The organism is Thalassovita aquimarina (assembly GCF_018219815.1).
Lineage (GTDB): Bacteria > Pseudomonadota > Alphaproteobacteria > Rhodobacterales > Rhodobacteraceae > Thalassobius > Thalassobius aquimarinus.
On sequence record NZ_JADMKU010000002.1, the window covers coordinates 253,732 to 266,835 of the forward strand.

General features: G+C 59.2%; 13 protein-coding genes and 1 tRNA gene. 9 read left to right on the forward strand and 5 right to left on the reverse strand.

Translation table 11 applies throughout. From position 1 onward, the window contains the following. Window positions 1-65 precede the first annotated feature (65 nt). From IT775_RS03745 to IT775_RS03755, 3 genes are all read left to right on the forward strand, one after another. A tRNA-Lys gene (locus IT775_RS03745) sits at window positions 66-141 on the forward strand. Window positions 142-401: 260 nt separating this feature from the next. Next, window positions 402-1,355: a DMT family transporter gene (locus IT775_RS03750; RefSeq protein WP_212699738.1), complete on the forward strand. Its 954-nt coding sequence runs from the start codon at window positions 402-404 to the stop codon at window positions 1,353-1,355. Between the two features lie 369 nt (window positions 1,356-1,724). Then, complete coding sequence (locus IT775_RS03755) at window positions 1,725-2,696, forward strand: NAD(P)-dependent alcohol dehydrogenase (RefSeq protein WP_246525288.1); 972 nt, start codon at window positions 1,725-1,727, stop codon at window positions 2,694-2,696. Between the two features lie 335 nt (window positions 2,697-3,031). Here the strand turns inward: IT775_RS03755 and IT775_RS03760 are convergent, their stop codons facing one another. From IT775_RS03760 to IT775_RS03780, 5 genes are all read right to left on the reverse strand, one after another. Further along, window positions 3,032-4,168 carry a hypothetical protein gene (locus IT775_RS03760; RefSeq protein WP_212699739.1) on the reverse strand — a complete coding sequence of 379 codons (1,137 nt, stop codon included), beginning with the start codon at window positions 4,166-4,168 and terminating at the stop codon, window positions 3,032-3,034. Window positions 4,169-4,306: 138 nt separating this feature from the next. Continuing rightward, window positions 4,307-4,528 (reverse strand): hypothetical protein, encoded by a 222-nt coding sequence (locus IT775_RS03765; protein WP_212699740.1) that lies wholly within the window; start codon window positions 4,526-4,528, stop codon window positions 4,307-4,309. Between the two features lie 138 nt (window positions 4,529-4,666). Further along, complete coding sequence (locus IT775_RS03770; RefSeq protein WP_212699741.1) at window positions 4,667-4,894, reverse strand: helix-turn-helix transcriptional regulator; 228 nt, start codon at window positions 4,892-4,894, stop codon at window positions 4,667-4,669. A 98-nt stretch (window positions 4,895-4,992) separates the two neighbouring features. After that, on the reverse strand, window positions 4,993-5,709 hold the full coding sequence (locus tag IT775_RS03775) for a hypothetical protein (protein ID WP_212699742.1): 717 nt from the start codon (window positions 5,707-5,709) through the stop codon (window positions 4,993-4,995). Between the two features lie 70 nt (window positions 5,710-5,779). Continuing rightward, window positions 5,780-6,967 (reverse strand): site-specific integrase, encoded by a 1,188-nt coding sequence (locus IT775_RS03780; protein WP_212699743.1) that lies wholly within the window; start codon window positions 6,965-6,967, stop codon window positions 5,780-5,782. A gap of 418 nt (window positions 6,968-7,385) precedes the next feature. On the opposite strand from IT775_RS03780, the gene IT775_RS03785 reads away from it, so the two are divergent. The 6 genes from IT775_RS03785 to IT775_RS03810 all read left to right on the forward strand — a co-directional run bounded on the left by IT775_RS03785 (window position 7,386) and on the right by IT775_RS03810 (window position 12,951). Beyond that, window positions 7,386-7,538 carry a hypothetical protein gene (locus tag IT775_RS03785; RefSeq protein ID WP_212699744.1) on the forward strand — a complete coding sequence of 51 codons (153 nt, stop codon included), beginning with the start codon at window positions 7,386-7,388 and terminating at the stop codon, window positions 7,536-7,538. A 1-nt stretch (window position 7,539) separates the two neighbouring features. Then, the gene (locus IT775_RS03790; protein WP_212699745.1) at window positions 7,540-7,752 is read left to right on the forward strand and encodes a hypothetical protein; all 213 of its coding nucleotides are present in this window, start codon (window positions 7,540-7,542) and stop codon (window positions 7,750-7,752) included. Window positions 7,753-8,938: 1,186 nt separating this feature from the next. Beyond that, window positions 8,939-9,589: an alpha/beta fold hydrolase gene (locus IT775_RS03795; protein WP_212699746.1), complete on the forward strand. Its 651-nt coding sequence runs from the start codon at window positions 8,939-8,941 to the stop codon at window positions 9,587-9,589. Beyond that, window positions 9,586-10,662, forward strand: coding sequence for a P-loop NTPase family protein (locus IT775_RS03800; protein ID WP_212699747.1), 1,077 nt, complete (start codon window positions 9,586-9,588; stop codon window positions 10,660-10,662). Before IT775_RS03795 ends, IT775_RS03800 begins: the two co-directional genes overlap by 4 nt. Continuing rightward, entirely contained in the window at window positions 10,659-12,272 is a 1,614-nt protein-coding gene (locus IT775_RS03805; RefSeq protein ID WP_212699748.1) for an ABC transporter ATP-binding protein, read from the forward strand. Before IT775_RS03800 ends, IT775_RS03805 begins: the two co-directional genes overlap by 4 nt. A 100-nt stretch (window positions 12,273-12,372) precedes the next feature. Further along, the gene (locus tag IT775_RS03810; RefSeq protein ID WP_212699749.1) at window positions 12,373-12,951 is read left to right on the forward strand and encodes a hypothetical protein; all 579 of its coding nucleotides are present in this window, start codon (window positions 12,373-12,375) and stop codon (window positions 12,949-12,951) included. The last annotated feature ends 153 nt before the right edge of the window (window positions 12,952-13,104 follow it).

The following is a 13,104-nucleotide window of genomic DNA, read 5'->3' on the forward strand; positions in this document are numbered from 1 at the left end:
TGCCGGAAATGAAGATTTTAGGGTTGACCCTCCTGCCCGCAGTTTCTAGAAGCTGCCTCCACAGTGGGCCGTTAGCTCAGTTGGTAGAGCAACTGACTTTTAATCAGTGGGTCGCAGGTTCGAATCCTGCACGGCTCACCACTTAATCCTGAAATATCAATGGATTACGCGCCGCGCCTTCGGGCGCGGTTCGCGCGTTCCGGATTGCCGGAAGCACTACGGAAGCAACCGAAATGAAAAGATTGACCTGGTTCGGCGTTGTGGTTTTGCCACACGTGTATAGGGCCTGTCTTGGACGGCTCAGAACCCACGCACAATAAGATTCGCGGACGGCCCCATCGGCTGGGGCAGTTTCACATGAACCACCGAGCATCAGCTTTCGGCTAGCATGCCCCCACGAAATGGCGTTTAGTCGCGCGGTTATCAACTCTTGGAAGGCCGTACAGATGAACCTCCCCAATACGCGGGCACTTGGACTGGTGGCAGCGCTTGCCACCGTGACGATCTGGGCGGCGTTCCTGTTGGTCACCCGTTTCGCCGTGCGGGGCAGCTTCACGGTCGAAGAGGTTCTCGTACTGCGCCTCATCCCCGGAGCCCTCGTCATGGCTCCGGTCATGTGGCGTTTGGGTGTCTTGCCGCGCGGTCAGTCCTGGCCACGCGCAGCGATGCTCATGCTTGGCGCCAGCGCTGTCTTTCCCTTCGTGGTGTCCAAGGGGCTGTCTTATGCGCCCGCATCTGATGGCGGGGCGCTAGCACCCGGCATGCTGCCATTCTGGACCGCACTGGCGGCCTATGCACTGATCGGAGAAATCCCCGGCCCGCGTCGCCGGTTTGGGCTGGCGCTGATCCTGACGGGCGCAATGGTCGTAAGCCTGTGGCAGATCCTCGCAGGGGCGGACGACGGGGCATGGAAGGGGCACCTGATGTTTCTGTCAGGGTCGGGACTTTGGGCAGTCTATTCCGTCATTTTCCGCCAAAGCGGGCTCAGCCCCTTGCATGGGCTTGTCATCGGGTTATTCTGGGGCGCCCTGCTTTTTACGCCATTCTTGTTCGCGACTGGCAACGTTACCTTCACCACGTCCAGCCTGGGCGACATTGCAGTCATGATCGTGCTTCAGAGTTTCGTCATTGGCATTCTGGCAATGTTCCTGTTCGGCTACGCGGTGCAGATTCTCGGTGCCGCCGAAGCTGCCGCCTTTGGCGCACTGACCCCTATCCTTGCCTTGCTGGGCGGCGTGGCTTTCCTGGGCGAAAGCGTTACACCGCTCAAGGTCGTCGGCGTCGCCCTGGTGGCTGTCGGCGTCTTTCTCGCTTCGGGCGTTCTAAGCAAGGCGCGGGCAGCAGCCACATCCTAAACCCCACAAAACACACTTGTAAGGGCGTGCTCGGTGCGGCGCTTTGACTGAAAGCGACTGAACTATTCAAAGCCGACCTTGGTTGCAAGACAGCCAAAGTTCGGGTGTGGGCCGTGAGCAGCCCATTGTCCGCGTAGTTGGGAAATTCGGCTTTCGCTGCGGCCTGCCCGAACGGCAGCTTTGCGCAGGAAGCCGACTTTGCAAAGTCCTTGCGGCTTCCGGAAAGCCGACATTGGCGCAATGTGTAGCGAACGACAGTTATAAGCCCAAAGCGGATCATCATTCCACAAAGAACATCGATAGATACAGCAAACTCTTGAACACCGAAAGCGATCGCACAACAAGGCAACCGTATGGTATTCTGAAAATATGGATGCAATCGAAGATATGAAGGCGGCAGTGACGGACCGCTACGGTCCGCCTGAGGTGTTAAAGCTAGGCAGGCTACCTCGTCCGCTGCCAGAGAAGGGCGAGGTTCGGGTGAAGATACACGCCTCAACGGTTGGTCGGACCGACACGGCCACTCTGCGGGCGCATCCATTCTTCGCGCGAGCGATGACAGGCACGTTCCGACCCAAAATAAAAACGTTGGGTATGGACTTTGCGGGCATTGTCGACCTGCTCGGCGAAGATGTATCCGATTTCGACATCGGAGATAGAGTCTTCGGTCTATCGCCGGATACGTTCGGCGGCCATGCGGAGTATCTTTGCGTTCCTGCAAAAGGAGCCATTGCACGCATTCCCGGAGACCTACCATTTCATCAGACTGTAGTTGGCGAAGGTGCCTGGTACGCCGAAGGGACCGCAAAACTGTTGTCAGAGGGTATGCGATGTTTGGTTTATGGGGCTTCCGGGGCAATTGGAACTGCTGCGGTTCAACTTGCCAAGGCCAGGGGCGCGTATGTGGTGGCGGTCGTCGGAACCCGGCACGTTGCCTTGTCGAAACGCCTCGGAGCGGACCGTGTCGTGAACTATGAGGCAGAGGACTTCACCGCGATCAGAGAAAAATTCGACGTCGTTTTTGATGCCGTTGGCAAGACCTCTTTCTTCCATTGCCGACCGCTGCTGAAGGCCGACGGGATATTTGCGGCCACCGATCTCGGCCCTGGCTGGTCCAACATTCTGCTCAGCGCATGGTTTGGGCTTACCGGAAGCAAACGCGTTCAGATTCCGTTCCCCAAGGATGCACCGGGGTTTGTTCGACACCTTGCCAAACTGATGACGACAGGGCAGTTTCAGGGCGTGTTTGACCGGCGCTATCCCCTGGACGATATCGTCGAAGCCTTTCAATACGTGGAAAAAGGTCAAAAGACTGGGATCGTCGTGCTCAATGTAACGTAAACGGTTTCCTGATGCCATTATGGACACGGCCCCGTGGTTATTGTGTCGGAAGGCAGCGAATGGCCGCTTGCCGCTCACTCTAGCCGATCAGCCATGTCCGCTATGGGCTGGGAGCGGTCATTCGCTGCAAGACGGACGAAGGGCTGTTTTTTGCCGATTGCGTCGAGCCAACTTCGGCTTTTTCAAACACAAAACTAGCCATTTCTAACTGAATATGTGTGAAAATCGCGATTTCTCACGGGGTGAATTTCCACGAAAAACCGCGAAAAAGTGATATCTTCAGGTATTTTTCGGTTCCGGAATTTTCCGCTTTATTCCGTATATTTCTTCTTATTTTACTGTACAAACGTGTACTTTTCACCAGCATTCACGAGCATTTTCGCCAAGTGCTCAGGCTCACCCTGTACGTCTTTCGCAAGCTTTTTCCCGGTTTGTACGAAAAAGTCCGACAATGCGTCGAATTCCACACCTTCCAGCGCGGCCAGCGTCACTGTGCTGCCCCGTATGTTCTTCAGCAGGGTCGAGATATGCTGCTGACGAATGACCGCCTTGACCGGGTTCGAATCTTCGCCCTCCCGCATTTCGATGAGTTCCGACCCGATTTCGGCACAGGCGATTTCCCATAGCGGATGGTTCGGCCAACGCGCCCGGTTTCTGTCGCTCACCACCGGATCGGTATAGCGGACAACCTGGCCGGTTTGCGCGCAAAGGTCGCCGAAACGGGCAAACAAATCCGCCCATGTGCGGATATTCCAAGTATCTCTCAACAGGTCCTTTCCGGCACGGAACTTCACTCGCCAGACCTTTGCAGAACTATCCTTCGGGTTCAGGGGCGGAATTCCCCGCGCTTCTAGGGTCTTGTTCCAGATCGCCCACCAATGAGATTTCTGTTTCTGGATCACCTCCAGCCGCTTGTCATAGATAATGACCTGACGCGCGCGTGTGCTGCCGATGGTCACCGACGTCACCCGCCCGGATTTGCCATTCACCGACGCGTCGAAGCCCGACACGTAGTCCCGGCGGTTCGCGCTGGAATGCATGACGAACGCTTCCGGCGACAGCTCGAAATCGGGCGAGAGAATATCGGTACAGATGTCGACGCGAGAAATGCTGATATCGTCTGCGTTGGTCCGCATTCCGAGACGTTCCAGAACCTTGTCCAGGTGCGCCCGTGCAGCGCCCAGCCCAAGCGTCGCAAGGAAGGTTGCACCGAAGGAAACCCGCACGCCCCACGGGTCTTTCGCATTTGGTTTCTTGAAAGCCCAGTTCGCCCCCATCGGCCCGCCGCTGGTAATGAAACGGTAACCGCTGCCGCCATGCCCTTTCAGGTGCAGTTGCACGCCGTTCCAATCGATCAGCACTTCGCGCTGTTCCTGTTCCTCAATCTGCTTTTGCTCTTCCAGATATTCTAACAGGTCCGGGGGAAGCATGGTTTTCACGGCAATCGCCAGCGTATCGAACCCGGTGTGCAAGACCTGATAGGACTCCGGTTGATCTGTATTTCCAGAGGGGGTGCTACTATCACCCCTCTCTGGTCCTGTTGGCTGCTATTTGCGCCTCCGGCGGGGCAGCGAAGGTTTTGGGGCCGGAATTGGGATTCCATCTGCATGTCACTTCGCTCCATTCAGTTGACGGCTGATCCAGATTTCCGCCCGCTCGGCGCATTTCGCCACATTGAGAAGGTCCGAGTGGGAATAGCTGGACGTGCTCATCCAGTTGCCTTCGCCGTTCTTGTAGGAGCGGGCGATATCGACGGAATAGAAACCGTCATTCTTCCAGACTGTCGCGGTGATCAGTCCGAGTTTGACCTTGTAGGCTGGTTGGTTGCTCAAGGCGTTTCCTTTCAAAGGTTGAGGTTGGTGGCAGACAAAGAAAGGGCGCGGGGTGCTTTTACCTCGCGCCCTTTAAAGAGCCTTCCGGCCCCAAAATCCCCCGAAGCGCTACCAACCCATCGGGGGCAAAACTGATTGTCAGATGGCTTGCGACGTATGCGCGACGGTGCGCTCTTCGATCCATTTCAGAAGGTCGGCGCGGCGATAGCGAACCGACCTGGACGACACTTTGACGAAGCGGGGTCCGCCCCCACGGTGCCGCCAGTTCTGAAGCGCGCGCACCGAATAGCAAAGAATAGACGCTGCCTCGCGTTCATTCACGAGGGAGTTCGGGTCGGAGGAAAAAGTTGGTGCTTGATTAGTCATGTTAATCTCACGGTTGTTGAAACATCCATGAGTAGAGTGGCGTTTGTGCTGTTCAGGAACAAAGGACTTAAGTCGGGGCTTTTTCCGCGCTATTTGTCCTAGCTCTTATTTTCTTGGCTGAACGCGCGTTGAATTGTCTTGCCGAGTGCGACATTGCTATATGGGCTGCTAAGTTCGCTCTCGGTCAACAACATGTCCACAAAGAAAAAAAAACGGCCCGTGTATTCTCCTGTCGAGCCGTCGTAGTAGCAAAGCTTTCCCACGTCTTCGCGCGCTTCCATCTCGAACATCGCGCCGAGTTCGAGGATCAGTTCTGTCAGAGCGCCGTTGGTTGAAGGGCGGCCCTTTGCCACTGGTTTGCTATCTTGAGCGTTTCGAACAATTTGCTTGAGTGTTTCGAGGCGCTCACTGAAACTATGGCTTTCAAGTGCAGGCCGACTATTTGCATTGCGGAAATCAATATTTAGAACGTGCTCGCTCACTTCAAGTAAGTTCAAGTTGCTGTCGAGTGTTTCCGCAGCTGTTTTGGGTAGCGCGAAATATAGCTTCAGGGATTTCTCTAGGCTGTTTCCTAACGCTGAAAGCTTGTCGCGTTCTTCACGGGTCAACGAGGCCGGCGGGTGTCTCTTCCGTACTCTGTAACGTGTCGCCAACTCTCGAATCCGAAGTGAAAATTTCTCAAAGTCGATGTCCGCACTCAAAATTTCATACAGGCTTTCAAGCAACTCTTGTGGCAGCTTGATAAAGGATTTGGCAGGATCCCACCCGTAGAACTCTTCAAATGATTGGTGTGAGTGTTCGTATTCATTGGTCATGAGGGGACTCGAGCGTAAAGCGAGAGCATTTGCAACGAAATTTCAAAAGCTTATGAGGCTGCGGGAAAAATCACTTCACGACGCGAAGCCCATTCCGATCACTCGGACGCCGCCCAATCGCACCGGCCAACCTCGCCGCCACCGATCCCGCCGCGCGCTGCACCGCCTCGTCTGCGAGGTGGGCATAGCGCAACGTCGTCGTCAGGTTCTTGTGCCCCATGATTTCCTTGAGCGTAAACGGGTCGATGCCGTCCTTCATGGCGACGGATGCATAGGTGTGGCGAAGATCGTGGATGCGAACGTCAGGAATGCCCGCCCGTTTGCGGATGCGCCGCCAAGGCTTTTGCAGGTTCACCAATGGGCCTTCCTCCGACTCGCCCAGAATCACATAGGGATTTTTAGGCTGGCGCGGCAGGCTTTGGATAATGTCATAGCCTTCACGGGGCAGCGGAATGCGCCGCCGCCCGGTCTTGCTGTCAGGCAATTCCAGATGATGCGTCGTCACATAGGACCATTTCAGGGTGAGGATTTCATTCAGGCGGCAGCCTGTATAGGGCAGCAACAGAATGGCCGAGACGGCGTAGATCGTCTCGCTTCCCTCGTCCAAAGCCTCCAGTAGCACATTCCCCAAGCGGGTCTGTTCCTCGTCGGACAGATAACGCTTCTTTTCCTCTTCGCGGAATTTCTTGATCCGGCGGGCGGGGTTCGACCCGGCCTGACGCAAGCCCCAATCCTCGGCCAGGTTGAAGAGCTTGGACAGCATCGCGGCGGCGCGGTTGGCCTGATACGGCGTTTCTCGCAACCCGTGATGAAACGCCACCACGTCGGCGCGGGTGACCTCGGCAATCGGCAGGGGACCAAGACGAGGCCGGATCAGGCGGCGGATGATACTTCGATAGTCGCGCGCGGTTGTCGGCTTGCAGTGCTGATCCACGTATTCTTCCAGAAAGCGGTCGCAGAGGCCCGCGATCGTGGGCGCGTGCAGCCGGTTTTGCTTGTCGCCGGACGGGTCGCCACCATGCGCCACCTCGCCCAGAAGCTGCCGCGCCCGCTTGCGCGCTTCCTCGGCGGTCAGAACGCCATACTGGCCGATTGTGAAGCGCCGGGTGCGCCGCCCGGAACGGTACTGCACCAGATAGGCCTTCTTGCCGGACGGATAGACCCGCAGGCCGAAACCGCGCATGTCGGCATCCCAGACGAGATAGTCCTTTTCGCGAGGGTCCAGCCCGTCAACGGTGCGCTTGGTCAGCTTGAACATTGCCAGAACATCCTTTGCTTCCGGTCTGCTTCCGGAAGCTATACGGAAGCAAGTGACGGCGAATTCTGGCGTTATTCATGAGTCACCGGCGCAAAGACGGTCAACGTAAATCATTGTTTTCAATTCATTTTTGTCAGGTCAGCGAAACTCGGAGAAATCCAGCGAAACCCGCCTGTGTTATCTTAAGATCAACCGTCCGTATGGCGCTGGGCAAGATGGGCGAGGCCACCCCCGAACAGATCGCCCGCCGCTTCCTCCGCGCCCGTACAACAAGCGTACAGCCGCTTCTGGAGGGCCTCGCGGTCTGGGACAGGCCGAGAAGGTGGAGGAGGACCGGTATGCGGCATGACGGGAGCCAAACTTGACCGGGCCTCGCAAGAGGCCCACATTAACAGGAGAGAGACCGAGGGTGAGCGGTATGAACAAACAGCAAACGCACATGGTTGACGAGGCGATCGCCAAGCTCATGGCCGAGACCATGAAGATCAACACGGAACACCGCTACTACCCGTTCATCGTGGCCGCAGGGTTGATGGGCGCAGGTGCAGCCCTCGCAAAAATGTTTATGTGACATGAACGAACTGCGGGGTATCCTGCGGGATCACATGGCGGACGTGCGAGAGGTCATGGGCGAAACCCTCGACAGCATGGGCAAGACGCTCGACCGACACCTCCAAAAAGTCGAAGCGTCCATGGACTTGGCCATGCAGGAGCAGGCACAGGAGTACGAGGCGCGACTGTCCAACATCAAGCAACGCCTCGACCGGCTCGAAGCCAGAGGCTGACACATGGACCAAGCAGAACTCGAAAGGGTACTAGCCAAGATCGCCCGTGACCGGGAGGAGACCGACAAGCTGATCAAAGAGGCGGGCAAGCTGAAGGTGGAGACATGGCTTTAAGATAAAGCCATTTCCACGCGAGGTTCTCGGGAGAGCTACTCTCGCTGCCCTTCAGCGCTTTGGAGAGCTTGGTATAATTAGAATAGACGCCGGGGATGGCCTTGAGCGCTGCCGGAGCGGTTGTAGTAGCCGTGACTACGGACCATCCCTTTATCAAGGCGGACAAAGTCTCCAACGCAACAGTCGTCCAATCTGTACTACGCTCTGGCTTCTCGAAACCAATGGTCACTATGCCCTCCCTGCCGAAAATCTCTCGCGTGGAGCTTCGGTCGTCCTTCACCTCAACACCAAGTTATCCTCCCCTCAATCCGCAGGGCTTCATGCAGTTGGTGCTCAGGCTCACTTTCGGTAGTGGCCTTCTATCCAGACCAGATGGCAGCTGCTGCCAGCCTCTCAGGCGCTCGGCGCAACGAATGATGAAGAACGCTCCAGATTGTGCGCCTAGTATTCGCTCACCCAAGCCGTCGCCGGACTTTCGAACAGGAAGCTGAAGTTGAAATTTTCAACCCGGCACCTTTTGGTCAGATTCCCGGCATACTATTACCGCCAGCAAGACGAATTGATAGGCATCCCCCCTCCTTCGAAACAAGGAGACCGCCAAGAAGCGTTTGAAACGTATTCCGGTATATTTCAGCTTACCGTCATTAGTTTTCAACCTGTCAGCTTCACATCAGATTTTCGGCATATTTCGGCCTACCGCCGTTAGTTTTCGAGCTATCAGCTTCTTGTCAGGTTTCCGGAACATTATCAGCACTCGTAACGAACATTGATAGGGGGTGCCCCCCCGAAACCAGGAGACAAACATGAAGTTTTCGAGCCGTACTACGGCACAATTCGGCCAACCGCCGATCTGGAAGCAGCGTTTCGCCGCTTCTTTCCGCCTCAGGCATGCGTGTCCGAAAGAGGTGCGCCTCTCGTGAACGACGCACAAATCAGTTTCCGCCCTGCTCTTGGAGGCTCTATCCCCGCCGCTTGGATCGTCGAACCTAAAAACCCAGCACCGGAGCGACCATTGGTGGCCGTGCATGGGATTTCGCGCGACGCAGAAGGTATGGCCAGACTACTGGCGCCCATGGCTGCAAGAACCGGGCGAACGGTTATTGCCCCGCATTTCGACAAACCGAACTGGCCGCGCTTCCAACTGGCCTATTGCAAGAACCGGGCAGACCTCGCGCTGCTGCGGCTTCTGGGCAGCCTAAAAAAGGACGGGATCATCCCGCCGGGGATCCCTGACCTGGCCGGGTTCTCCGGCGGCGCACAGTTCGCCCATCGCTTTGCTTGGCTCTACCCGGACCGGGTCGGGCGGCTTTGCCTGTCCTCTGCCGGATGGTGGACCTTCCCCGAAACCGCGCGGTGGCCGATGGGTATGGGGGCGACACGGAGGCAACCGCTGTTCCAGTTCTGGTTGTCGGCGAACCTGCCTGCCTTTCTTGATCGGCAAATCGTCGTGAGGGTCGGGGCGTTGGACAACATACCGGATTCCAACACTCGCCGCGATCCTGAACTGGACGCCCGACAGGGGCAGGACCGGGTCACCCGCGCCACACTCTGGGCCGGCGCCCTGCGCGATGCTGCGCTCACGCATCGCATCAAACCAGACATCAACTTCGCGGTCCTGCCCGGCTGCGGCCATAGTGTGGCAGATTGCGTCACCAAAGGCGGGCTCGATGCGGACTTCCTGAACGCGGTGGAGCAGAACAATCCCGAAAGGCGGATCGCATGACCCAACAGGCAAAATGTTTCACCCACCTGACAACAGCCGCGAAATGGGCCTTCACGACACGGCGCGTGCCGTCGGAACGGGTCGCGGGGCTGTCGCCTGCGCTGGACCGCGCCCGCAGCGGGGATCTGGTTCTGGCCGAAGTCGTTTCAATTGGAAGCCACAAGCGCCTTCAGACGCGTGAGGGGCGTCGTTCGACCCTGTTTCCGGGCGATTTCGTCGTTCTGGCCTGCGGAGACCGTTTCGCAATGGACCAGTTCGAAGGTCACGCCGAATTGCAGGCCGGAGGCAGCGACATGCTGGCATCGGGCGGTGTGCTCGGCACCATGATCGCGCGCAACGCGCGGGTGTCGACCCCCACGCGCCTGCGGCCTTTGGGGCTGCTTATCGACGGCGCCGGCGCGGTCATATCCGTGGCTGATCACGCCCTGCCCCCTCACCAGAACCCCTCCCGCCCCGACCTGGTTCTGGCCGTGGTCGGCAGCGGCATGAACGCGGGCAAGACAGATGCGACGGCGTGGCTTCTGCGGGGGTTCTCGCTGATGGGGCTGCGGACGGTAGGGGTCAAACTGACCGGCACCGGATCATTCGGAGATACGCAGGCCTACACCGACGCCGGCGCGGCGATGGCGCTGGATTTCACGGATGCAGGCATGTCTTCGTCCTATCGGCAACCTGTGTCGCGCATCGTGGCGGCCCATGATCTGCTGATGTCCGAGGCCGCGGCACAGGGCTGTGACGTCGCAGTGATTGAACTGGCTGACGGCGTGACACAGGTCGAAACCGCCGAGCTGTTGAACGACAAGTCCTTTGCCCAGGGTCTGGACGGTGTCCTGTTCGCGTGCGCCGAGCCTCTCGCCGCCATGGCCGGCATGGCGTGGCTTTCCGATCGCGGCATCACGCCTCTGGCCGTGACGGGCCGGATCACCTCGGCGCCGCTTGCCGTGGCCGAGGTTGCGGCATTGTCCGATGTGCCGGTTCTGTCTCGCGAAGCCCTTGCCGATCCGGTCACGGCCAGCGCCCTGAGCCAGACGATCCGGCAGCGCAGAAAGACCAGACACGGTCTGGCCGCATGAGCCGCATTCCCCGCATCACCGCTGACGGGCGGGGCCTGCAATTGGCCGGGCTGGTTGCGCTTGCGCTTGGACAGGCCGTGGCGGGCGGGGCGACGGCATTGGGGGTCAGCGCGGCGTTCGGCGCGCTGCGCGCACCGGTGGGCGACCTGCCGGTCGCGGCCCTGACGATCATTGCGGGATCGGCGCTCGTGCTGGCTGGTTTCCGGGCCGCCGAGGCGGTTCTTGCCGAACATGTCGGCCAGAAATACGCCGCCGCAGTCCGCGAACGCCTTTTCCTTCATATCAGCCGGATGCCTGTCGGTGCCATGCGGGGCAAGCGGAACGGTGCGCTGTCGCTCCGCTTTGTCGGGGACCTGACGGCGATCAAGAGCTGGGTTTCGGGCGGCATCGCGCGACTGGTATCGGCGGCGGTAACCATCCCGGCGATGCTGCTCGTGCTGTACTGGCTGGCGCCGGTTCTGGCGCTCGCAACCCTCGGTCCGATTCTCTTCACGCTGCTATTCTATATCCTCATGCGCGCGCCGCTCGGGGCGGCGCATGCCGCACTTCGCAAGCGGCGGGCGCATATGGCGTCGGATTTGGCGGAACGTCTGCCCCAGGGCATCGCGCTGCGCCGTTTTGGCAGGCTGCGCATTGAACGGCGGGCGCTGGCGGGTCATTCCGCGGCGGTGACGCAGGCGGCGGGGAAACGCGCCCTTCTGGCCGGGCTGGTTCGCGCCGCCCCGGATGCCGCGTCGGGCCTTACCGTGGCATTGGTTCTGTGGGTCGCGATGTTGCGCGGCATCGACCTGCCCGAGACCGCGGCAGCCCTGACGGCACTGGGGTTGATCGTGCGCCCGCTGCGCCAGTTGGCTGGCGTGTCGGACAAACGTCAGGCATGGATCGTTGCGACCGGTAACCTGCGCCGCGCCCTGAACGCGCCCCGCATGGCCGCCACGCGCTCCGGTCGCGGCGCGAAGAAGCCCGACCCGGAATCTCCCGCGCTCGAACTCAAAGCTGTCCGCCTGCATGACGGCGGTGAGCTGAGCGCCAGCATCGACCTTGGCGAGACGGTAGCGGTGATCGGCGCACCCGGCGCCGGCAAGAGCCGCCTGCTGATGGTGGCGGCGGGTCTCGATGCTCCCGAAAGCGGGTCCGCGCGCGTCTTCGGCATGAAGCCGACCGAACCTGCGCCGGGCAGCGTGCTCTACCTCGGGCCCGCCGCTCCGATGCTGCGCGGAAGCCTGCGCCGCGATGCAATGATCGGGGTCGACCCCATGCCGTCGGACCCGGATATCCTGCAGGCGATTTCCCGCGCCGGTCTGGATGGGCTGTGCGCACGGATCGGCGGACTGGACGGCAAAGTGGCCGAAGGGCGCCGCAACCTGACCGCCAGCGAAACGGCGCGCCTGCACGTGGTGCGGGGCCTGTTGTCCAAAGCCCGGCTCGCGCTTGTGGATGCCGACGAAATCGGGCTGGACGCGTCGATGTGCACCCTGCTGCTGGAACATTTCAAGGCGAACGGCACCACCTGCCTTCTGGCGACCTCGTCGCGCAGGGTTCTCGACCAGCTTGGATCGACGCTGGCCCTTCCCGCGCCACCGGTCGACGTCGCGGACAACGCAGCATGAAGATGTCTGCCTACACTTCTCAACTTCAACTCAAGAAACGCAAGGGATCATAAAAATGCAACATTCCCCAACACGACGAGAATTTGGCCTGGGACTGGTCATGGCTGCGACCGGAGCAAGCCTTATCCTTCCACCGACCATGGCCGAGGCCGCGGGATCAAGAAACCTCCGTTTCGGTCTGTGGACAGGCAAACGCTGGTCACGGTTCGGCAACCGCATCGACGTGAGAAGCAAAAGCCGCCACATTCACGGCCCCTATTCCTGGCCGCATCCCGTCACCGGCGAGAAACTGACGATCTACATTCGCGACAACCACGACAAGAAGGGCAAGCGGACCCAGTATTTCACCCTGCGCGAGGACGGGACCGCGCTGGCCCGCGTCTTTGACCGCCGCCCGGGTCGCCCAGACCGGGTATTTGTCGGCGACGCCTTCATGCCGCAAGGCCAGTGGTCCGCCGGTCAAAGCCGCAACTACACGATGCAGGAATACAGCGGACGCAGTAAAAAGACCTATCAGCTGACCTTGCAGGTCCTCGACCCGGCCAGAACCTATCGCGGTGTTCGCAACTCCATGCGTTATGAATGGATCGCAAAATCCGGTCGCAAAGTCGTCTATCACGAACGTTTCGACTACTCCCCGGGAGTCGGGTTCGTGAGGTTCGACAATCGTCTCAACTAACGTAACAGGAGGCTCAGACCGAATCAGACGTGTCTGAAATCTTGTTGCAGGTGGTAGGGTTGAAACCGCCGGATCATATTCCGATGACAGCTGCTGCCAGCCTCTCAGGCGCTCCATGCAACAAACAATGGCAAGAGCTCTAGGAGCATAAGA